This is a genomic window from Cellulomonas sp. P24 (assembly GCF_024704385.1).
Classification (GTDB): Bacteria; Actinomycetota; Actinomycetes; order Actinomycetales; family Cellulomonadaceae; genus JAJDFX01.
Genome location: NZ_JAJDFX010000002.1, coordinates 795,758 through 817,167 on the forward strand (window position 1 = coordinate 795,758; position 21,410 = coordinate 817,167).

Annotated in this window: 19 protein-coding genes; 11 read left to right on the plus strand and 8 right to left on the minus strand. The window is 72.0% G+C overall.

Going from position 1 to position 21,410, the window contains the following annotated elements; all coding sequences use genetic code 11:
• Positions 1-113 precede the first annotated feature (113 nt).
• Together rlmC and LJB74_RS03790 are read right to left on the minus strand one after the other, a co-directional pair.
• A complete protein-coding gene (gene rlmC, locus LJB74_RS03785; RefSeq protein WP_259307268.1) occupies positions 114-1,265 on the minus strand; it encodes a 23S rRNA (uracil(747)-C(5))-methyltransferase RlmC in 1,152 nt (383 codons plus the stop codon).
• A gap of 128 nt (positions 1,266-1,393) precedes the next feature.
• Positions 1,394-2,902, minus strand: coding sequence for an MFS transporter (locus LJB74_RS03790; protein WP_259307269.1), 1,509 nt, complete (start codon positions 2,900-2,902; stop codon positions 1,394-1,396).
• Positions 2,903-3,101: 199 nt separating this feature from the next.
• Between LJB74_RS03790 and LJB74_RS03795 the strand changes: the two genes are divergently transcribed.
• Positions 3,102-3,662 (plus strand): TetR/AcrR family transcriptional regulator, encoded by a 561-nt coding sequence (locus LJB74_RS03795; protein ID WP_259307270.1) that lies wholly within the window; start codon positions 3,102-3,104, stop codon positions 3,660-3,662.
• 7 nt (positions 3,663-3,669) lie between these two features.
• Here the strand turns inward: LJB74_RS03795 and LJB74_RS03800 are convergent, their stop codons facing one another.
• Positions 3,670-4,095 (minus strand): hypothetical protein, encoded by a 426-nt coding sequence (locus LJB74_RS03800; RefSeq protein ID WP_259307271.1) that lies wholly within the window; start codon positions 4,093-4,095, stop codon positions 3,670-3,672.
• A 150-nt stretch (positions 4,096-4,245) separates the two neighbouring features.
• Between LJB74_RS03800 and LJB74_RS03805 the strand changes: the two genes are divergently transcribed.
• Entirely contained in the window at positions 4,246-4,971 is a 726-nt protein-coding gene (locus LJB74_RS03805) for an AIM24 family protein (RefSeq protein WP_259307272.1), read from the plus strand.
• Positions 4,972-5,025: 54 nt separating this feature from the next.
• On the opposite strand, the gene LJB74_RS03810 is transcribed toward LJB74_RS03805, so the two are convergent.
• Together LJB74_RS03810 and LJB74_RS03815 are read right to left on the minus strand one after the other, a co-directional pair.
• Entirely contained in the window at positions 5,026-6,414 is a 1,389-nt protein-coding gene (locus LJB74_RS03810) for an aspartate aminotransferase family protein (RefSeq protein ID WP_259307273.1), read from the minus strand.
• A gap of 149 nt (positions 6,415-6,563) precedes the next feature.
• Complete coding sequence (locus LJB74_RS03815) at positions 6,564-7,124, minus strand: cysteine hydrolase family protein (protein ID WP_259307274.1); 561 nt, start codon at positions 7,122-7,124, stop codon at positions 6,564-6,566.
• Positions 7,125-7,422: 298 nt separating this feature from the next.
• On the opposite strand from LJB74_RS03815, the gene LJB74_RS03820 reads away from it, so the two are divergent.
• Positions 7,423-8,697 (plus strand): glycoside hydrolase family 15, encoded by a 1,275-nt coding sequence (locus tag LJB74_RS03820; RefSeq protein ID WP_259307275.1) that lies wholly within the window; start codon positions 7,423-7,425, stop codon positions 8,695-8,697.
• Positions 8,698-8,708: 11 nt separating this feature from the next.
• Here LJB74_RS03820 and LJB74_RS03825 read toward each other — a convergent pair whose 3' ends face one another.
• Entirely contained in the window at positions 8,709-10,379 is a 1,671-nt protein-coding gene (locus tag LJB74_RS03825; protein WP_259307276.1) for a GAF domain-containing sensor histidine kinase, read from the minus strand.
• 147 nt (positions 10,380-10,526) lie between these two features.
• Positions 10,527-10,982 (minus strand): hypothetical protein, encoded by a 456-nt coding sequence (locus LJB74_RS03830; protein WP_259307277.1) that lies wholly within the window; start codon positions 10,980-10,982, stop codon positions 10,527-10,529.
• Between the two features lie 144 nt (positions 10,983-11,126).
• Between LJB74_RS03830 and LJB74_RS03835 the strand changes: the two genes are divergently transcribed.
• Positions 11,127-11,459: a DUF5808 domain-containing protein gene (locus LJB74_RS03835; RefSeq protein WP_259307278.1), complete on the plus strand. Its 333-nt coding sequence runs from the start codon at positions 11,127-11,129 to the stop codon at positions 11,457-11,459.
• Positions 11,460-11,468: 9 nt separating this feature from the next.
• Here LJB74_RS03835 and LJB74_RS03840 read toward each other — a convergent pair whose 3' ends face one another.
• A complete protein-coding gene (locus tag LJB74_RS03840; protein WP_259307279.1) occupies positions 11,469-12,170 on the minus strand; it encodes a GntR family transcriptional regulator in 702 nt (233 codons plus the stop codon).
• 158 nt (positions 12,171-12,328) lie between these two features.
• Here LJB74_RS03840 and LJB74_RS03845 point away from each other — a divergent pair, with 158 nt between their 5' ends.
• The 7 genes from LJB74_RS03845 to LJB74_RS03875 all read left to right on the plus strand — a co-directional run bounded on the left by LJB74_RS03845 (position 12,329) and on the right by LJB74_RS03875 (position 21,309).
• The gene (locus LJB74_RS03845) at positions 12,329-15,184 is read left to right on the plus strand and encodes an FAD-binding and (Fe-S)-binding domain-containing protein (protein WP_396125115.1); all 2,856 of its coding nucleotides are present in this window, start codon (positions 12,329-12,331) and stop codon (positions 15,182-15,184) included.
• Between the two features lie 28 nt (positions 15,185-15,212).
• Positions 15,213-15,848, plus strand: coding sequence for a cysteine hydrolase family protein (locus tag LJB74_RS03850; protein WP_259307280.1), 636 nt, complete (start codon positions 15,213-15,215; stop codon positions 15,846-15,848).
• 336 nt (positions 15,849-16,184) lie between these two features.
• The gene (locus LJB74_RS03855) at positions 16,185-17,315 is read left to right on the plus strand and encodes a lactonase family protein (RefSeq protein ID WP_259307281.1); all 1,131 of its coding nucleotides are present in this window, start codon (positions 16,185-16,187) and stop codon (positions 17,313-17,315) included.
• Positions 17,316-17,589: 274 nt separating this feature from the next.
• Complete coding sequence (locus tag LJB74_RS03860; RefSeq protein WP_259307282.1) at positions 17,590-18,270, plus strand: response regulator transcription factor; 681 nt, start codon at positions 17,590-17,592, stop codon at positions 18,268-18,270.
• Positions 18,267-19,088: a HAMP domain-containing sensor histidine kinase gene (locus tag LJB74_RS03865; RefSeq protein WP_259307283.1), complete on the plus strand. Its 822-nt coding sequence runs from the start codon at positions 18,267-18,269 to the stop codon at positions 19,086-19,088. The genes LJB74_RS03860 and LJB74_RS03865 overlap by 4 nt, the downstream gene beginning before the upstream one ends.
• Positions 19,085-19,378, plus strand: coding sequence for a sensor histidine kinase KdpD (locus LJB74_RS03870; protein WP_259307284.1), 294 nt, complete (start codon positions 19,085-19,087; stop codon positions 19,376-19,378). The genes LJB74_RS03865 and LJB74_RS03870 overlap by 4 nt, the downstream gene beginning before the upstream one ends.
• 116 nt (positions 19,379-19,494) lie before the next feature.
• The gene (locus LJB74_RS03875) at positions 19,495-21,309 is read left to right on the plus strand and encodes an NAD-binding protein (RefSeq protein WP_259307285.1); all 1,815 of its coding nucleotides are present in this window, start codon (positions 19,495-19,497) and stop codon (positions 21,307-21,309) included.
• Positions 21,310-21,410 lie beyond the last annotated feature (101 nt).

A 21,410-nucleotide genomic window follows, 5' to 3' on the forward strand; every position in this document is an offset into this window, starting at 1 on the left:
GTGGTCAAGAATGAACGCCCGATGAAACGGCCAGGAGGGCCTCGCGCCTTCGCCCGCCCGGGCCACGAACCAGCTCGCGTCGACCGCCCGACCGACGCTTGCGGTCGGTCGGGTCAGCCCCGCTCGAGGAGCGTGAGCACCTCGTCGTGCGAGGTCTGCGGGAACATGTCGAGCACCCGGGCCTGACGCGGCCGGAGCGACGGCATCGCAGCAAGGTCACGCGCGAGCGACCCCGAGTGACAGCTCGAGTAGACGACGTGCTCCACCGACGAGCTCTCGAGCCAACGGCACAGCTCCGCCCCGAGCCCACGCCGCGGAGGGTTGACGATCACCAGCCCCGGGGTGCCCGGCGCCCGGACGGCGAACTCCGTCGCATCCCCGGTCCGGAACGTCACACGGTCCAGCCCGGCGTCCCGTGCGCTCAGCTGCGCGCTGGCCACCGCCTCCGCGCTGGTCTCGACGCCGATCACGTCGCGGTCGCCGTCGGCGCAGTGCAGCGCAAAGCCCCCGACACCGCAGTAGAGGTCCCAGATCGACGTGGGCGCCAGCACTGTCACCCACTCGCGCGCCTGACGGTAGAGCGCCGCCGCGACCTCGGTGTTCGTCTGGAAGAAGCTCTGCGGCCTCAGGTGCAGGTCGATCCCGTTGACCCGCATGCGCAGCGTCGTCTGCTCCGTGAGCACGATCTCGCGCGTCCCCTCGACGACGGCCTTGTGCTCGGGGAGCAGGTTGACCGAGACCACGGCCAGGCGCGGGAGGGCCGCCTGCAGCGCCGCGAGGTGCTTGCGGATCCGTGCCACCGGCTCCTGCGAGCGGGTGACGAACCGGATCATCAGCTCGCCGTCCGGCGACTCGGTCACGATCACGTTCTTGAGCTCGCCGATGCGGCCCGGGACGTCGTACGGCGTCAAGGACGCCCGCGTGACGAACTCGGCGATCGCTGGGAGGCTCGCCCGGATCCCCGGCAGGTAGAGACCGCACTCGCGGAGGTCGACGCCGCGACCCTCGCCGTCGAGGATCCCCAGGGTCGGTCGCTCGACCGTCCCGCCGACGACCATCTTCGCCTTGTTCCGGAAGCCCTGCTCACGGCTCGCGACCGGCGGGAGCCAGTCGAGGGCGCCATCGCCCTCTCCCCCGCGCACCCCGCCGACCCCGCCGAGTGTCGTCTCCGCGTGATGCTGCTTCACCGCGAGCTGTCCCTCGTAGGGCTGCCCCATCCAGGTGCACGATCGGCACCGCTCCGCGGTGAAGTAGGCGCAGTCCATGCCGCGAGCCTATGCGGAGCGGGCCACCTGACCGCGGCGCCGGCACCCCCTCCGCACCGACGAGCGCCCGTGGCCGTCGTACGTGCGACGACCACGGGCGCTCGTCCCGTCCGAGGGAACGACACCCGTCACACGAGGACGGGGACGGGCTCCTCCGGCACGACGACCTCGGCTCGTGGCGCTGCCGGCCGGGCGGTGATGACGGTCGCGGCGATCGCGGCCGAGACGAGCAGGCAGCCGACGGCCCACCAGATCGCGACCGAGAACCCGTGCACCGCCCCAGCGGCCATCGTCGCCGGGTCGGTCCCGTGCGTGGTGAGGTACCGCGCAGTCGCCGAGGTCGCGATCGTGTTCAGCAGGGCGATGCCGATCGAGCCGCCGACCTGCTGGGCCGTGTTCACGCTCGCGGAGGCCACCCCGGCGTCCCGCGGCTCCACGCCGTACGTCGCGGTGCTCATCGCCGGCATGAAGGTCGATCCCATGCCGAGGCCGAGGAGGACCAGCGAGGGAAGGACATGGGTCAGGTAGCTCGAGTCCACCTGGATCCGCGTCAGCAGGACGAGGCCGGTGGCCGCGACCAGCAGGCCGGGGGTCATGATCAGGCGTGCCGGTACGCGCGGCAGCAGCCTGCTCGCGATCCCGACGGCGCCGGTCATCATCCCCGCGGTCAGCGGCAGGAACGCGAGCCCGGTCCGGACGGGCGAGTACCCGAGGGTCACCTGCAGGTAGTAGGTGAGGAACAGGAACATGCCGAACATGCCGATCGTCGTCATGCCGACGCTGAGCAGCGCACCGCCGCGGTTGCGGTCGCGCAGCACGCGCATCGGCAGCAACGGGTGGGTGACCCGACCCTCCGCGACGGCGAACAGCGCGAGGAGCACGAGACCGCTCGCGAGCATCGAGAGCACGAGGCCGGAGGTCCACCCGCGCTGCTCGGCCTCGCTGAGGCCGTAGACGATCGCCAGCAGTCCGCCGCTGGCGAGAACGGCCCCGACGACGTCGAGCCGGGTCTCGCTCTCCTGGCGCTTGTCGTGCAGGAAGACCATCGCGCCGATGACCGCGAGGATCGCGATCGGCGCGTTCACGAGCAGGCACCACCGCCAGCTCAGGTACTCGGTGAGCAGACCGCCCAGGATCAGGCCGACGGCGCTGCCACCACCGGCGATCGCACCGTAGATGCCGAAGGCCCGCGCGCGTTCGTGCGGTTCGGTGAAGGTGATGGTGACGAGGGACAGCGCGGCGGGCGCGAGCACGGCAGCGAAGACCCCTTGCAGCCCACGGGCGGCGAGCAGCAGCCCACCGCTGGCCGCGATGCCGCCGAGGGCGGACGCCCCGGCGAACCCGACGAGTCCGATGATCAGCGCGCGCCGGCGCCCGATCAGGTCACCGATGCGACCGCCGAGGAGGAGGAGCCCGCCGAAGGCCAGCGTGTAGGCGGTGATGACCCACTGCCGGTTGGCGTCCGAGATACCCAGGTCGGCCTGGGCCGACGGGAGGGCGATGTTCACGATGGTCATGTCCAGCACCACCATGAGCTGAGCGAGCGCGATGACCCCGAGCCCCCACCAGCGGCGAGGATCGGGACGCGTGTCGGCGAGGGCGAGGCCCGCACCGGTCGAGGGCATGGCAGAGTCCATCGAAGGACCTTCCTGGAGAAGTGGAGAGCGGCGGCGCTCGAGGCCCGGCCAGGTGCTCCCGTTCGCGAGACGGGGACGTGGGACCTACCTGCTAGCCGGCCGGCAAGTTGTACTCTTGAACCGTAGGTCGCAACTTGCCGGTCGTCAAGTAAGAATGTCGATCCGGTTCAGATCAGCTCGCACAAGGAGATGACGGCACATGTCGGCGGACACCCGACGTCGCGGCGACACCCGCACCGAGATCCAGCGGGTCGCACTCACCCGGTTCACCCAGGACGGCTACGACAAGACGTCGCTGCGGGAGATCGCCGAGGACCTGGGCGTCACCAAGGCCGCTCTCTACTACCACTTCCGGACCAAGGAAGACATCATCGAGAGCCTGGTCGCCGACATCGGGCAGGCAATCGACGACCTCCTCGCGTGGGTGCGCTCCGCACCGTCCACACGCGAACGGCGCGTCGAAGCGCTGCACCGCCTGGCCGTCCTCGCCCAGGGTGGCGCCGGCGACATGATGCGGTGCGTCCAGCAGAACGAGGTCTCGCTGGCCGCCCTTCCACGCACGATCGAGCTGGTGCACCAGTACAAGGAAGAGCTGTGGCGCGCGTGCACACCGCCGGACGCCACTCTCGAGGACCGCCTCCGGGCCCGCGTCGCGATCCTGACCATCCTGGTCGCGAACCGAGGCACGGCCGACCTCGGCGGGACGGATCAGGAGCGCACCGAGACCGCGCTGCGCATCGCGTCCGAGGTCATGCCCTGAGGACCCGTCAGGACCCGCTTCCGCCGTTGCCTGTCATCCATGAGGGCGGTGGCGGTGTCGGTGTCACGCCAGCGGGCGCCGCTGGCGACGGCGCGGCAGACGGCGCCGGCGACGACGCCGGCTGAGCTTGCCACCCCGGACCGGGCGCGCCCGCTCCGGGCGCTGGAGGCGGCGCTGTGTGCAGGGCGAACGACGCGACTGCTCCTCGCGCCTCCAGGTCCTGCAGCGCCGTCAGCACGCGCTGCCGCTCGGCCGGATCGGCCGTTCGACCGGTCGAGTCGAGGTAGACGAGGACCCCGAGATCCCGGAAGAGCTTGTCGACGTCACCGGCCCCCGGCACCTTCGGCCCCGAGAGGCCGGAGCTCGCCAGTGCGGTGTCCGCCTTCGCCGCCAGGTCGGTCGCTGCGGCCTTTGCCTTGTCCAGGAAGCCCATCTCTGCTCCTTCGCCAGGTGCTGCACTGATCGTCGTCGATCCACGCGTCGCTCCCCTCGTTCAGGTTACTCAGATCGGGGCGCCTCGATAGAGTCGGAACCGGCCCGCTGGAGTGCCGCGGGCACGACGACTCCCCAGGAGACGACAGCCATGACGATCCACGGATCGCTGTTCCAGGAGTTCAAGGAGAACGCCTCGCCGGACCCGTTCTCCCTCCAGAACAAGAAGCTCCTGAAGATCCTGATGGGCTACGGCCCGGTGTGGGCCAAGACCGGCTCGATGGTCGCGTACCAGGGCGACGTCCACTTCGAGAACAAGGGCGCGGGCGGCCTCGGGAAGATGCTCAAGTCCAAGGTCACCGGTGAGGGCGTCGACATGATGCAGTGCACGGGCCAAGGGGAGCTCTTCGTCGCCGACCGTGCCGCCGACATCCAGATCGTGTACCTCGAGGACGACGCGCTCTCGGTCAACGGCAACAACGTCCTCGCCTTCTCGTCCTCGATCGAGTGGGACATCCACCGCATCCAGGCCCGCGGCGCCGCGATGACGGGCGGCCTGTACAACGTCGCTCTCCGCGGGACGGGCTACGTCGCCGTCACGACCCAGGGCGAACCCGTGGCGCTCGACGTCGCGAGCGCGCCGACGTTCGCCGACTCCCAGGCCGTCGTGCTGTGGACGGCGGGGGCAACGATGGACCTCCGTGTCGACACCGGTGGCCTCACGTCGATGCTTCGTGGCGGCACCGGTGAGGTCTTCCAGATGGCGTTCGGCGGGCAGGGCTACGTCCTGGTCCAGCCGAGCGAGTCGGTCGTCCAAGGTGGCACCCGGTCGACCGGCGGCAGCGGTGGTGGACTCGGCGGCCTCCTCGGCGGCTGACGAACGTCCTCGGGGCGGGCGAGGTCGTGCCCACCCGCCCCGTGAACGGATCGATCAGTCGGTCGTGAGGTCGTGCGCGAACTCGTCGAAGCACGCGACGTACGCGTCGACGGCCTCGTCGGTGTGCGTCACCGAGAGCGTCCACTCCTCCTCGCGGCCCGGCGTCATGAAGATGCCGCGGTTGAGGTTGAACAGCCAGGCGAGTGTCGAGAGCTCCTCGTCCTGGTTCTGCTTGAACGACTCGTAGTCGACGATCGGCACCGGCGAGAAGGTCACGCAGCCCTTCGAACCGATGCCGACGGCGTACCCCGGCAGGCCGTAGCGCTCGACGACGTCGGTGCACCCGGCGAGGATCCGCGTGTTCAGGTGGTCCAGGTGCGCGTAGGCCTCGGGGGTGAGGACCTCGGTCAGGTTGGCGCGTGCCGCCGCCATGCCCAGCGGGTTCCCGTTGTAGGTGCCCACCTGGTAGACCGAGCCGTCCTCGACCACGGACATGACCTCCTCGGTGCCGCCGATCGCACCGGTCGGCAGGCCGCCTCCGAGGGCCTTGGCGAGGGTCACGAGGTCGGGCCGGACGCCGTAGCGCTCGGTCGCACCACCCGCGGCGATGGTCAGGCCGGTCTTGACCTCGTCGAAGATCAGGACGATGCCGTGACGCGCGGTGATCTCGCGGACCGCCTCGAGGTAGCCGGGCTCCGGGAGCACGACGCCGAGGTTCATCATCGCCGGCTCCATGATCACGCACGCGGGCTTGCGGCCCTCGGCGGTCAGCCGGACGATCCGGCGCTCCATCGCTCCGGCGTCGTTGAACGGCACCGGCACCGTCATCTGCACCGTCGAGTCCGGGATCCCCGCGCCGTAGGCGAGCGAGGCGAGGTTCTCGCGGTCACCGATCTTGTCGTACGCGACACCGATCGACACCATGACGGTGTCGTGGTGCCCGTGGTAGGACCCGAAGATCTTCATCACGGTGTCGCGGCCCGTGTAGGCGCGCGCGATCCGGATGGCGTCCATCGTCGACTCGGAGCCGGAGTTCGTGTACCGCCACTTCGGCAGGCCCCACCGTCGGGCGAGCTCGTCGCCGACGACGATCGCGTCCTCGGTCGGCGCGGCGAAGTGCGTGCCCAGCGGGTAGCGCTCGGCGATCGCGCGGCCGATGGCGGGGTGCGCGTGGCCCTGGACCATCGAACCGAACCCGTTGTGGAAGTCCCACATCTGGTTGCCGTCGACGTCCCACACCACGGGGCCGTTGCCCCGCTCGAGGTAGATCGGCCACGGGTCGCGGAGCTGGTAGGAGGACGCCACTCCCCCGGCGAGGTGCTCGCTCGCACGCGCGTACATCGCGCGCGATCCCTGGGTGCGTGCGTCGAGGCGCTCGGCTTCGCGAGCGGTGAGATCGCGGACGCGCTGACGGTCGATCCGTGCGGCCTGGTGGGTACCCATGACTCTCCTCGCCCGGCCGACCTGGCGCCTGGGCATCATCTCGGAGCTGCGTATCCCCTGACCGGCCTGGCGTCGGGGTCCTGTGCGATGACGCCAGGATACGGGACGGTGCGCCGGATCGGGAGGCCCGGACCGCTCCTCGATGCGCGTCAGGCTGCGCCGTGGAAGTCGACGTCCGCCGTCGCGACCGTGCCGGCGGTCCGGCCCGGCGCTTCCTGGTACGTCCAGTACAGGTTCGTGTGCGCGATGACCTGTGCCGGCGGCGGTGCGCCCCACTCCGAGTGGTCCTCCGTCGTGTGGGCGTCGCTCACGAGCGTCGCGTCGTACCCCCGGACGAACGCACCGTGGAGGGTCGAGCGCACGCACGCGTCGGTCTGCGCACCGACGACCACGAGTCGCCCGACCCCGAGGCCGGACAGCACGTCCTCGAGCGGCGTGGCCTCGAAGGAGTCGCCGTAGTGCTTCTCGACGAGCGGCTCGGTGTCGGCAGGTGCCAGCTCGGGAACGATCTGCCAGTCGGTGCTCCCGCGTACGAGGTCCTCGTCCTCGTGCTGGACCCAGACGACGGGGACCGCCTCCGCACGCGCCTTCTCCACCAGTGCCGCGATGTTCGCGATGACCGCGTCTCGCTCGTGCGCGGACGCGACGACGCCGTTCTGCACGTCGATGACGATCAGCGCCGTGTTCGGTCGGTTCTCGAGTGTGCTCATGGTTCGTCCCGCTCGCATCGGAGTGCCGTACAGCGCCACCGTACGGCGATCCTCTGACAGCCGGGGCTCGAGAGCAGCGGGCTCGTGCCCGACACAGACCCTCTCTGAGGGTCGCCGGCCCTCACACACCGGCACCGCCCGCCTCCCATCGGCTCAGATCGGCTCACATCGGCACAGGTCGGTCACAGCCCGCCTTGTTATCGTCCCCGGACGTCCGCCGCCCCGGGTGCCCCGAGCCCTCCGGGTGCTCTGAACACTCCGAGGGCTCCGGGCACGGCTACGACCCGGGAGCCCGGCCATGGCACGTCGCACGCGCTGGACCGCTGCAGCAGCGGTCGTCGCTGTTGCTGCCGTGGCGCCGTGGGCAGCGAATGTCCGCGTCGTCACCACGTCGACGGTCCACGCCGATCTGCTCACCGCAGCGACATGGAGCTCGACGGCCGAGGTGCGCGACGAGGCCGGGCTGTCGTCCGACGAGGCCGGGATGTCGTCCGACGAGGCCTGGCTGGAGACGGGCACGATCCCCGGCGCCGGCACGCGCTGGGCCGACCTGGTCCGCGACGCCCTGCTCGACCTGCACCGCCTCACGGCCGCGAACGGTGCGGTCGCGGCCGGGGCCGCCGAGCGCTGGGGGTACACCTGGCCACGCGACGGCGCATTCGTCGCCGTCGCGCTGGCGACCACGGGGCACACCGCCGACGCCGAGCGTCTCCTCGACTTCCTCGGTGACGTGCAGGACGCGGACGGAGGGTTCCAGGCCCGGTACGTCCTCAGCGGCGACGGCACACCCGACGACCGCGAGCCGCAGTCCGACGGGGCCGGCTGGGTCCTGTGGGCGGTCGACCAGGTCGCGTCGGCGAGCCCGGCACCTGCCGCCGTCGCCGAGCGGTTCCGGGACCTGGTCGACCGGGCGACCGGGTTCGTGCTCGACCAGGTCGCCGACGGGGCGCGACTCCCGCCCCCGAGCTCGGACTACTGGGAGCGGGACGAGGCGACGCTCACGCTCGGCATCGCCGCCCCGTTGCTCGCGGGGCTGAGGTCGAGCGCCCGACTGTTCGCCGAGCTGGACGACGTCGGTGCGGTGGTCCGGTCGACCGTCGCGGCGAACCGTCTCGAGGCACGTCTCGTCGAGGCGTTCGGGGCCGACGGCTACCAGCGGTACCCGACATGGGGCGGCGTCGACGCGGCTGTCTGCTTCCTCATGCCTCCGTTCGCCGCTCACCCGTCGGCGGCCGTGGTTGCCGCGTGGCAGCGCTACCAGCTCGACGCGATCCGACCGGCCGGTGGCCTCGCCCCGGGCGCGGGCTGGAAGAACGACGGGATCTCCTGGACGCCCGAGACTGCGCTCGTGGCCCTGACGGCCGCGTCGGACGGGAGACCCGACGTCGCCGCTCGCTGGTTGGACTGGCTGGACGCCCACCGCACCGCCTGGGGCAGCCTCCCGGAGAAGGTGAACGCCGACGGCACGCCCGGAGGCCCGGCACCGCTGGCGTGGACCGCCGCCAGCGTCGTCCTCGCCGTCGCGACGCTCGACGCACCGGGCACCACGCCCTCGGCGCCGTCCGAGCCGTAGCGCGACCCGCGTCAGTCCAGCGGGGCGGTCCAGCGGAGCAGCGCACCGCGCCCGGAGGGCGGCCGGAGGATCACGAACGTCCCGCCGCTCTGGAGTGCACGGGCCTGGAGGTTCCGCGTCCCGGAGGCACGTGACGGTGCCGGGGGGACGCCGACGCCGTCGTCCTCCACCTCGACCGTGATCGCACCGTGCGGCGGGGGTGACGTCACGGCGACGCGGACGGACACCGAGCCCGACCGGGCGTGCCGGGCGACGTTCGACAGTCCCTCGCGGACGACGGCGACGACGTTGTTGGCCCGGCCCGGCGCGACCAGCTCGTCGATCGCGCGTTCCGGGTCACGGTCCGCGCCGTCGACGTCGATCGGGTCGCCGTCGAGCGTGATGCTCAGCGAGGGCGGGAAGCCGAGAGCGCTCTGCGCGAGCTCGAGCTCGGCCCGGACGCGCTGGACGAGCGACACCGCTGCGCCCGGGTCGTCCAGGGTCCGCACGATCACCCGGATCTGCCGGATGCCCGAGTCGACGTGCCCGATCACGGAGTCGATCACGCCGTCGAGCTTCGGGGGCAGCGGGATCGTGGCGTCGGCGCGAGCGGCCTCGAGCTGCAGCCCGGCGGCGAAGAGCTGCTGGATCGCGAGGTCGTGCAGGTCGCGGGCGATCCGGGTGCGCTCGTCGTGGAGGACCGTCTGGCCCTGGACGCGCCGCCCCTCGGCCAGGACGAACGCGAGCGCGGCCTGCGAGGCGAACGTGCGCGACAGCGTCAGGTCGATCGGGTTGAACGGGGGCGCACCGAGCCGACGCAGCAGGACCAGCACGCCGACGCCCTGGCCCGAGGCCCGCATCGGGGCGAACAGCGCCGGGCCGTACTGCGCGAGCAGCGGGTGGACGTCGTCCGCCGCGGCGAGGCTCGAGGTGATCTGGCCCGTGCCGTCCTCGAGGGCCGACGTCACCCGGGGGTCGTCGGTGAGGTCGAGGCCGAGCAGCTGCGCCTGGTCCGGACCGGTGACGATCTCCATGACCAGCTCGCCCCCTCGCCCCGGCAGCACGAGGGCACAGGTGTCGGCCCCGTCGATCTGGCGGGCGGTGGTCGCGATGTGCTCGAGGACCTCTTCCTCGTCGGTGCCCTCCAGCAGCATGGTGGTGATCTGCTGCCCGGCGTTCAGCCACTGCTCGCGGCGCCGCTCGATCGCGTACAGCTCAGCGTTCTCGACCGCGACCGCTGCGGCGGCGGCCAGGGCGAGGACGATGGACTCGTCCTCGGCGACGAACCCGCCGGGCTTCTGGGAGAGGTACAGCGTCCCGTACCGCTCGCCTCGCACGCGCACCGCGGCCCCGAGGAACGAACCCATCGGTGGGTGCCCCGGGGGCAGACCGCCGAAGGCCGGGTGCTGGGTGAGGTCGTCGAGCCGCAGCACACCCGTGTCGGGGATCTGCCCGAGCACACCGGTCGCGTGCGGCGGGTGCCCGAGCGCGGCGACCGTGCGCTCGTCGACGCCGCTCTGGACGAACGTGGTCGACGCGCCGTGCTCGTCCACGATGTTGATCGCTCCGAACCGGGCGCCGGTCAACGACGTGCTCACGGCGACGAACCGTTCGAGAAGACTGCGGATGTCGAGATCCCCGGCGAGATCCAGGATGGCCGTCAGGAGTTCTCCGGTGACGTCCTCGGTCGATCCACTGCGCATGTGCGCCTGCACCCCTACCTGCGAAATCTGCCCTTACCGCACATCACCGTACGCGATGCGGGACCAAGGTCCCACATCCCACGCACAGGCGCCACGAGCGCGGACGGGCGTGTCGCGACGCCGTCTGGGTCGACGACGGCCGACGTCTCACCAACCAACGGTCGGCGGGCACGGCCACCGGTGCTGCGGGCCCGCGTCGAGGACGACACCGTCGCGTTCGACCCGCACCTCGCACGGACACTCGCCCTCAGGCATCACCGCGGCCGCGAACCTCGAGCCGTACTCCGCGATGAGCGGCGACAGGGTGAGCTCGACCTCGGTCCCCCGGTCCGTGGTCGCGACCGCCCGCGTCACCGAGGCGCCGGTGCGCGCCAGGACGTGCCACGGAAGACCGTCGGCATGCCCGCGCGAGCTCTGCAGCACCGTCCCCCCGAACGACCTGCCGCTGGCGAAGCCGGTCCCTGACACGTATCGGTCTCGTCGGAAGAGGTTCAGCATGACCAGGAGCGACCCGTCGCTCGCGTCGACGCTCACAACCCAGCGCAGGTTCCCGCTCGCGTCACCCTGCAGCACGGCGATCCCGTCGTACGGTTCATCGGCCATCACAGTCCCCCTGCAGTGGTGAGCGGTCGAGATCAGTCTGGCCCCACCGCCTCGGTCGCGGGAGTCACCCGTCTGGCCGGTCCGCACGCGCGCGGGCCTGAACAGGTGAATCATGGAGGCGTCATCACCGGCAGGGAGGCCACCATGGGATCGCGCCACGACCACGACGTGAAGCACGGGAAGCACGACAAGAAGCAGAGCTTCCAGCAGCTCGTCCGGCTGGTCGCTTTCGGGCTGGCTGTCGCCGCCGTCGTGAAGGAGAAGCGCCTCCCACCCGAGGAGCGCACCTGGCACGGCGTCGTCGCCGGCTTCGTCCCCTACGACTTCCGGATGCCCACCGTTGCGCGGTTCCGTGAGCGGATGTGGAACCCGGACGGCAAGCACCTGATCAACCCGCGCGTCTTCGGCGTCGGGTGGACCATGAACGTCGGCAAGGCCGTCAAGCTCGTCCGCGAGAAGGTCGCCGAGGTGAGCTGACCCTGCTGACTACGGCGTGGGTCCACGCAGCGCCGACGACGGCACGAACGCCTCCGGCCCCGCCTCCCCGCCGAGACTCGCGGCCAACAGCTCCCGGGCCCGCGCCAGGTGCTCGTCGAGCATCGCCGCGGCCCCGGTCGCGTCGCCCGCCGCGATCAGCTCGAGCAACCGGGCGTGCTCGGCGACGATGATCTCGGGGCTGAGCTGCTGTCGCCCCTGCAGCTGCGCCATGCAGAGCTTCACCTCGAAGGCCAGCGAGTGGTACATCGCACTGGTCCGCTCGCTGCCGAGCTCGTCGATCAGGCTCGTGTGGAAGCGCATGTCCGGCTCGACGACGGCGTACGAGCCCTGCGCCCACAGCGCGGCGATCTCGGCGTTGGCCTCGCGTGCGGCCGCGGGGACGCGGCGGAGGGCGGCCAGGCGGCGCAGCACCTCCGACTCCAGGTAGGTGCGCGTGCGGTAGATGTCCCGCACGTCCTCCGGTCCGAGGTGCACCACGCGGGCCGTCTTGTGGGTGTTGCGCACAAGGACCTTCTCGGCGGTGAGCCGTTCGATCGCGGCCCGCGCGCTGGCTCGGGCGACCTCGTACCGGGTCGCGACGTCCAGCTCGGTCAGCGGGGTCCCCGGGGCCAGCACGCCGGACACGACCTGGTTGCGGAGGTCCTCGACGAGAGCGTCGACCAGGCTCGTCACCACGATCCCGCGCGCCATCACGCCCTCCTTCGCCACCGTGCGGACGAGCCCCACGATCTGGGACTCTTGTCACTTGCGTCTACTTGTCCGACAATCTAGCGAATCTCGATGAGGAGAACGATGACCTCGACGTCGTTGACCACGCCTGGTGCGCCCGCCCGACCGGCGGCCCGCCCGTGACCGCCGCCGCACCCACGTCGGTCGCGCCCACGCCGGCAACCCTCGGCCTGCTGCTCGCCGACTGCGTCGCGGACCCGGCCCAGATCAGCACCGACGAGCTGACACGCCGCGCCCTCTCCCACGACGCGTCCCACGTCCTGCTGCTCCCCTCGGCCGTCGTCGCACCGCGCGACGCGCACGAGGTGGCGCGGCTGCTCCAGGCCACCGCCGACGCCGGGATCCCGCTGACGTTCCGGTCCGGCGGCACCAGCCTCTCCGGGCAGGCCGGGAGCGACGGTGTGCTGGTCGACGTCCGGCGGCACTTCACCGGGATCGAGGTGCTCGACGACGGCGCCCGCGTCCGCGTCGGGCCCGGCGTCACGGTGCGCGCCGTCAACGCCCGTCTGGCCCGGTACGGCCGCAAGCTCGGCCCGGACCCCGCCAGCGAGGCGGCGTGCACGATCGGCGGCGTCGTCGCCAACAACTCCTCGGGGATGGCCTGCGGCACGGTCGAGAACAGCTACCGCACCCTCGAGTCCCTGGTGGCGGTGCTGCCGTCGGGCACGGTCGTCGACACCGGCGCAGCGGACGCGGACGACGTGCTCCGCACCCGTGAGCCGGCCCTGCACGCAGGGCTGCTCTCCCTTCGGCGACGCGTCCTCGACGACCCGGCCTCTCTCGCGACCGTCACCCGGCAGTTCGCGATGAAGAACACCATGGGCTACGGGATCAACGCCCTCGTGGACTTCGACTCGGTCCCGGAGATCCTGGCCCACCTGCTCGTCGGCAGCGAGGGCACGCTCGCGTTCCTCGCCTCGGCCACCTTCCGTACCGTCCCGGTACGCCCCCACGCCGCCTCGGCGCTGCTCGTGTTCGAGGACCTGTACGCGGCGAACCGCGCGCTGCCGGCCCTCGTGGCGACGGGTGCGGCGACGCTCGAGCTGATGGACGCGACCTCCCTGCGGGTCGGCCAGGCCATCCCCGGTGCACCCGCCGTGATCACGACGCTCACGGTGGACCGGCAGGCCGCCCTGCTGGTCGAGTACCAGGCGACCGACCCCGAGGAGCTCGAGCACCTCACGCGCGCGGCCCGCGCCACGCTCGACGCCCTGCCGCTCGCGGATCCGGTGGTTCTCAGCACGGACGCGACGATCCGCGGCGAGCTCTGGAAGCTCCGCAAGGGGCTCTACACGTCGGTGGCCGGAGCCCGCCGGAGCGGGACCACCGCCCTGCTCGAGGATGTCGTCGTCCCGGTGGAACGGCTCGCGGACACGTGCGCCGCCCTGGGCGTGCTGTTCGAGCGCTACGGCTACGAGGACGCGGTGATCTTCGGCCACGCCAAGGACGGCAACATCCACTTCATGCTCACCGACCGCTTCGAGTCCGCCGACCAGCTCCGGCGGTACACCGAGTTCACCGAGGACCTGGTCGACCTCGTCCTCGCGAACGGCGGCTCGCTCAAGGCCGAGCACGGCACGGGTCGCGTCATGGCGCCGTTCGTGCGGCGGCAGTACGGCGACGAGCTGTACGACGTCATGCGCGAGGTCAAGCGGCTGATCGACCCGCGGGGCCTGCTCAACCCTGGCGTGGTCCTCACCGACGACCCCGAGGCGCACCTGCAGCACATCAAGCTCGCGCCGACGGTCGAGGCCGAGGTCGACCGGTGCGTGGAGTGCGGCTACTGCGAGCCGGTGTGCCCCTCGCGCGACCTGACCCTCACACCCCGGCAGCGCATCGCGATCCGCCGCGAGATCCGGTCCGCCGAGCAGTCCGGCGACACGCGCACCGCCGCGCGGCTCGAGGACGCCTACGCGTACGCAGGCGTCGAGACGTGCGCGGTGGACGGCATGTGCAGCACGGCGTGCCCGGTCCTGATCGACACCGGCCAGCTCGTCAAGAAGCTCCGGCGCCAGACGGTCCCGGGGCCTGCGGCTGCCGCGTGGACGACGGCCGCTCGGCACTGGTCGGCCACCACCACCGTCGCCCGGGCGGCCCTCACGGTCACGCACGCACTGCCGGGCCCCCTCGAACAGGTGCTGCGCGGCGCGAACAAGGCGGCTCGGGCACTCCTGAGCACCGACACCGTCCCGTTGTGGTCCTCCGAGCTTCCGGGTGGGGGCCGTCCGCGACACCGCCCGGCGCCTGCCGACGCACCTGTGGCCGTGTACCTGCCCGCCTGCGTCAACGTCATGTTCGGCCCGACGGAGGGACCGGGGGTGCAGGTGAGCGTCGAGGCCCTCTGCGCCGCGGCCGGCCTCACCCTGCTCGTTCCCGAGGGGATCGATGCGCTCTGCTGCGGGACGCCGTGGTCCTCCAAGGGCGTCGCCGCAGGTCACGACGCGATGCGAACGGCGGCGCTCGACGCGATCCGCGCTGCGACCGACGGTGGCCGGCTGCCGGTGGTGTGCGACGCGTCGTCGTGCACCGAGGGGTTCCGGCACCTCGTCGAGAGCGATCCGGAGCTCGACGTCGAGGTGATCGACGTCGTCGCGTTCGTCGCCGAGCACGTGCTTCCGGTGCTCGGGGTGCACCCGAAGCTCGGTTCGCTCACGCTCCACCCGACGTGCTCCTCGACGCAGATGGGCCTCAACCCCGACCTCGTGACGGTCGCCGAGGCCATCGCCGACGAGGTCACCGTGCCGCTCGACTGGGGCTGCTGCGCATTCGCCGGCGACCGCGGGATGCTGCACCCCGAGCTGACCGCGTCGGCGACCAGGCGCGAGGCGGCCGAGGTGGCCCGCGTCGGTTCCGACGCGCATGCGAGCTGCAACCGCACCTGCGAACTGGGCATGACCCGTGCCACCGGCACGCCCTACCGGCACGTGCTCGAGCTCCTCGCCGAGCACGCCCTCCCGACCTTTCCGCCGAACTGACCGATCACATCCAGCAAAGGAGCATGCGATGAACCCGGACACCACCGCACTTGTCATGATCGAGTTCCAGAACGACTTCACCACCGAGGGCGGCACGCTGCACGACGCCGTGCGGACGTCGATGGAGGCGACCGGCATGCTGGCCAACGCCCGCCGGGCGCTCGAGGCCTCGCGGGCGGCGGGCGTCACCGTCATCCACAGCCCGATCGCCTTCCAGCAGGGCTACTACGAGATCACCTCGCACCCGTACGGCATCCTCAAGGGCGTCGTCGACACGTCGTCGTTCATCAAGGGGTCGTGGGGTTGCGAGATCGTCGAGGACGTCGCCCCGACCGACGGCGACATCGTGATCGAGGGCAAGCGTGGCCTCGACGCGTTCGGCTCGACCAACCTCGACTTCATCCTCCGCTCCAAGGGCATCACCACCGTGGTGCTCGCGGGCTTCCTCACCAACTGCTGCGTCGAGTCGACCATGCGCTCGGCCTACGAGAAGGGCTTCGAGGTGATCACGCTCACCGATGCCGTCGGTGCGACCTCGATCGCCGAGCACGAGAACGCGATCACGTACGACTACCCGATGTTCTCCAAGCCGACCACCGTCGACGAGTACATCGCGGCGCTCCAGGGGTCGGCAGTCTCTGCCGACTCCTCGCGCGGCTACTGACCGCGACTGCTGGCTTCGACCACTGACCTGCCCTCCGGCGGTGGCGGCACGTGCCGCCACCGCCGGAGTGCGTCGGGCAGCCGTCGGGCAGGCATCGGGCACGGCACGACGTCACAGAACCGTAAGACGAGTGGCCTTGCTCCATGCATTTCCTGGCAGGCAAGGTAGAGGGGCCGAGCCAATTCACCACAAGGCTCCGAAGAATGACGGACGCCGTCGCGCGGCTGCCACCCGTCAATCAACCGCCCATGGCCGCAAGGCCTATTCCGCCATGCCCATCTGGAGTTCGACGTGAACCTTTCACCCATTCCTTCCCGCTTCCGGCGGCGTTCGGTCGTGACACTCGCCAGCGCATTCACAGCGCTCGCGCTCCTCCCGGTCGGCGCCACGACGGCGTCCGCCCACGAGCGCCACGACGACTCACGAGGTGCCGTGTTCGTCCAGCTCAACGCGGTGAGCGGCAACGAGATCGCCGCCTACTCGCGGAGCGACGACGGCAGCCTGACCTACTCCGCGACCTACCCGACCGGCGGTGACGGCGGGACGCAGGTAGGTGCCCCGCTGGACGCGCTCGCCTCTCAGGGTTCGCTGGTCCTCGACGCGCCGAACCACCTGCTGCTCGCGGTCAACGCCGGGAGCGACACGATCACGTCCTTCGGCGTGCGCGGCGCACAGCTGGGCCACGCGACCACGGTGGCGTCGGGCGGCCAGTTCCCGACCAGCGTCGCGGTGCACCACGACCTCGTCTACGTCCTGAACGCCGGTGGTGACGGCAGCATCTCGGGCTTCACGGTCCGGCACGGCGCGCTCGTCCCCCTCGCGGGGTCCACCCGGTCGCTCGGCCTGGGGAACACGAACCCGCCCGCGTTCCTCCAGTCCCCCGCCCAGATCGGCTTCAGCCGCGACGGGCGCACGCTGATCGTCACCACGAAGGCGCACAACGAGCTGCTCACGTTCCCGGTCGGCCGGGACGGGCGACCCGCTGCGGCTCCCCTGGTGACGCCGTCGGCAGGCGCGGTCCCGTTCTCGTTCGTCGTCGACCACACCGGGCGCGTCCTGGTCACCGAGGCCGGCACCGGTGCGATCAGCACCTACACCGTCGCCCGGGACGGCTCGTTGCACCTGGTCGGCTCGTCGGCCGGTGACGGCGGAGCGGCGCTGTGCTGGAACGTCCAGGTCGGACGGACGGTCTACGGAGCGAACGCCGGCTCTGCGACTCTCTCGGCCTGGAACGTCCCGAACCGTGGCGCCGCCGCGCTGACCTCTCCGGTCGCGACGACCACCGGCGCCGGTCCGATCGACCTCGCCGCCTCGCGCGACGGACGGTTCCTGTACGTGCAGGAGTCGGTCGCCGGGACCCTCGGCGTCTACGCGGTCGCGCACGACGGATCCCTGGTACGCACCCAGACCGTGTCCGGGCTGCCGGCCTTCACCACAACCGGCATGGAAGGCCTCGCCGCCAGCTGAACCGGGACGAGTGCTTCGGGCCGCGCCGTCGTGATCCCACGGCGGCGCGGTCCGCGGTCCGATCCGTGGCGCAGGACGGCGCCGCCTCCCGAACCATGCCGACCGCCGTCGACCACCCGCACACCCGCGCGAGGTGCTCCTGTCGCCGGCACGGCCGCCCGGAGGATGATCGGTGGCCTGCGCCGGTCCCGTGCCCCGACGCCCGGGTGGACGACGGACCCGGCACGACCGCTCAGCATCGGGGCGGCCCGGGACAACGAAGGACGGAGGGCACGTGGCAGACATCCTCGTCGTGGACGACGACCACACGGTCCGCGAGGTCGTCGCCTCCTACCTGCGCGCCGGCGGCCACGAGGTCGCCGAGGTCGCGGACGGCGAGGCGGCCCTGGCGGCGATGCGTGCACGACGCGCCGACCTCGTGGTCCTGGACCTCATGCTGCCCGGCATCGACGGTCTCGAGGTGTGCCGCCGGCTCCGCGAGTCGGGCGACGTGCCGGTGATCATGCTGACCGCGCTCGGGGCGGAGACCGACCGGATCATGGGTCTGGGCCTCGGGGCGGACGACTACGTGACCAAGCCCTTCAGCCCGCGTGAGCTCGTGCTCCGCGTCGACTCGGTGCTGCGCCGGGCCGGTCAGCGTGCCGAGCCGACGGACGTCGTCCTCACCGACGGCGACCTCGTGGTCGACACCGCACGTCATGAGGCGACCCGTGCCGGGCAGCCGCTCCCGCTGACTGTCCGGGAGTTCGACCTGCTGCGGTTCCTCGTCGCGAACGCCGGGACGGCGTGGTCGCGCGACGACCTGCTCCGGGAGGTCTGGGGATGGTCGATCGGCGACCAGTCCACCGTGACCGTGCACGTCCGCCGCCTGCGCGAGAAGGTCGAGACCGACCCGACCCGTCCCGCTCGGCTCGTGACCGTCTGGGGCGTCGGCTACCGGTGGGAGGCCTCATGAGCAGCGCCACCCTCGCCGTGATCGCGATCTCCGCCGGCTGGTCGATCGCCGTGGGGCTCGTCGGTGCCCTCGTGGCCTGGCTGCTGCGCCGTCGGTCCGTCCGCTGGCTCGCGGCCGTGCTCGGCGTGGTGGCGGTCACCGGCGTCGCAGCCGGCGTGGTCGGCACGGCCCGGGCCATGTTCCTGTCGGACCACGATCTCACGGTCGTGATCACGGTCTGCGGGGTGTCCGGACTGGTGTCGGTCGGCTTCGCCCTGTGGCTCGCCGGACGGCTGGGCGGCACGACCCGCCGTCTGCGCGACGCGGCCATCCGGTTCGGGGACGGCGGCGAGTTCGTCGGGCCCGACGACGCGCCACGTGAGCTCGCGGACATCTCCCGCGAGCTGACGCGGAGCAGCGTCCGGCTGCGCGAGGCCGCCGAGCGCGAGCGTCGCCTCGAGGAGTCCCGACGCCAGCTGGTCGCCTGGGTGTCCCACGACCTGCGCACCCCGTTGGCCGGCATCCGTGCGATGGCCGAGGCGCTCGAGGACGGCCTCGCCGTCGACCCGCAGCGGTACCGGGCCCAGATGCGCACCGAGATCGACCGGATGGTCACGATGGTCGACGACCTCTTCGAGCTCTCACGCATCCACGCCGGCACCCTCCAGCTGTCCATGGAGACGGTGCTCCTCGGGGACGTCGTGAGCGACGTGATCGCCGGGGCCGACCCGATCGCGCGGGCGAGGCAGGTGCACCTCGGCGGGCACGTGGACGCGCGCTCGCTGGTGCGAGGCGACGCGGAGAGCTCTCGTCGCGCGTCGTCTCCAACCTCGTCATGAACGCGATCCGGCACACCCCGGCCGACGGCGCGGTCGTGGTCGAGGCGACCGCCGCCGACCGGGAGATCACGCTCAGCGTGACCGACGCGTGCGGGGGGATCGCCGAGGACGAGCTCACGCGCGTCTTCGACGTCGCCTGGCGCGGCGGGTCGGCCCGGACCCCGGGTGCCGACGTCGGAGCAGGTCTCGGGCTCGCGATCGTCAAGGGCCTCGTCGAGGCGCACCACGGGACGGTGTCCGTCCACAACCGGGACGCGGGCTGCCGGTTCGTGGTGACGCTCCCCGTCTGACGGCGTCGACGTCGCGGGCGGCCCGCCGACCCGGTCGAGGACGCGGGCCGGCGCGTCAGGGCCGCCCTGGCCGCGTCGCAGGCCCGGGCGCCGGCACGATGCGGGATCATGCGGTCATGAACCACCTCGTGGCGGGACCTCCGGGGCACGTGATCGTGCACGGGCTCGAAGGCCTCGGCCTGCGGGTCGTCGAGCACCTCGTCGCGCTGGGGCTGGAGGTCGTCGCCGTCGACGACGGCGCCCGACCGGGTGCCGTGCAGGCTGCGAGCGCCCTGGGGGCGACCGTCGTCCCGCACCACGACGGCGCCGCCGCCGCGCTCGGCGCCGCGGGTCTTCGCGACGCGCGCGCGGTCGTCTGCCTGTCCTCGACCGACCTCGGGGCGCTGGAGACCGCGTTGCTCGCGCGTCGCCTCCGTCCGGAGCTGACGGTCGTCGCGCAGATCCGCAACCAGGCCGTCGCCCGTGCGGTGCGCGCCGACGCCGGCATCCTGGTGCTCGACGTCGCGACCATCGCGTCGCCCGCGATCGTCGAGGCGTACCTCGGCGAGCGGGGGCACGGGCTACGGATCGCCGACGAGGTCGTCCAGGTGCGCACGGTCGCGGCACCGCGGGACGGCCTGCTGCGGGACCTGTTCGGCGAGGTCCTCGTCCCGTTGTCCGTGCAGCGGACCGACGGGACGAGCGATCCGGTCGTCTGCCCCGGACGCGATCTCGAGGTGCATGCAGGCGACGCGGTGAGCCTGCTCGGTCCGGCCGCCACCTGGGACGAGGTCGTCCCGTCGACCCGGACGCCGGTCCCGCCGGCGTCCGCGAGGCGGTCGGCGGGTCAGCCGCGTGGCGAGCACGGCCCGTCCGGCGCGGTGCGGCGATGGGGCCGGGCCGTCGCGCGGGCCACCGACACCCGGTTGCGGCGTGCGCTGGCGACGCTGCTCGGTCTCGGGCTGACCTCGATCATCGTGCTGATGGCGGGCTACCGCGAGGCGGACGGCACGAGGATGACCCCGCTCGACGCCCTGTACTTCACCGCGGAGACCATCGGCACGATCGGCTACGGCGACTTCAGCTTCCGTGCCCAGCCGAGCTGGCTGCGGGCCTACGCCGTGCTCCTCATGCTCGCGGGCGCGGTCCTCGCGGCCCTCGTGTACGCCCTCCTGACCAACCTGCTCGTCTCGCAGCGCCTGCAGGAGTCGCTCGGCCACGGACAGGTCACCGATCTGCGCGGGCACGTGATCGTCGTCGGTCTCGGGTCGGTCGGGGTGCGCGTGGTCGAGTCGGTGACGGCGACCGGGGTGCCCGTCGTGGTCGTGGAGACGGACGAGACCAACCGGTACCTGGCACAGGTGCGTGGGCTGGGCGCGAAGGTCGTCCTCGGTGACGCCACCCTCGCCCGCACCCTCGAGCTCGTGAACCTCGACCGGGCGCGGGCCGTGGCCGTGCTGACGTCCGACGACCTGACGAACCTCGAGGTCGCGCTCGCGGTGCGCGACTGGCTCGGCGAACGCACCGACGTCCCGGTCGCGCTGCGGCTCGCCGACCGGCGGCTCGCGTCCACCGTGCGGCAGGCGTTCGGCTTCACGCACGTGCGCTCCACCGACGAGCTCGCGGCGCCGTGGTTCGTCGGCGCGACCCTCGGGCTGGAGGTCCTCGGCACGTTCTTCGCCGGCGACGTCCCCCTGCTCTACGCGCGCGTCCAGGTCACCCCCGGCGGGGGCCTGGACGGCGCCCGTCTCGACGCCCTCACCGGGCGCAACCGCGTGCTGTCGGTACGCCACAGCGGTGAGCACGAGGTGCACCGCGTCGTCCGACGGTGGACGACGCTCCAGGCGGACGACGAGGCGTTCGTCGTCGGACCGCATGACGAGCTGCTCGGCCTGCTCCGCCAGGACGCGCTGCCACCCGCCCGGCGCCCCGGCGCACCGACGGGCCCCTGAGGTCCCGCTACGCCTGCTGCGGTTGCGGGGACGCGTTGAGGTGCGGCGGCGAGTCGCGTGCCTTCGGTCGGACCGAGACGATGTCGGCAGACACGGTCGGA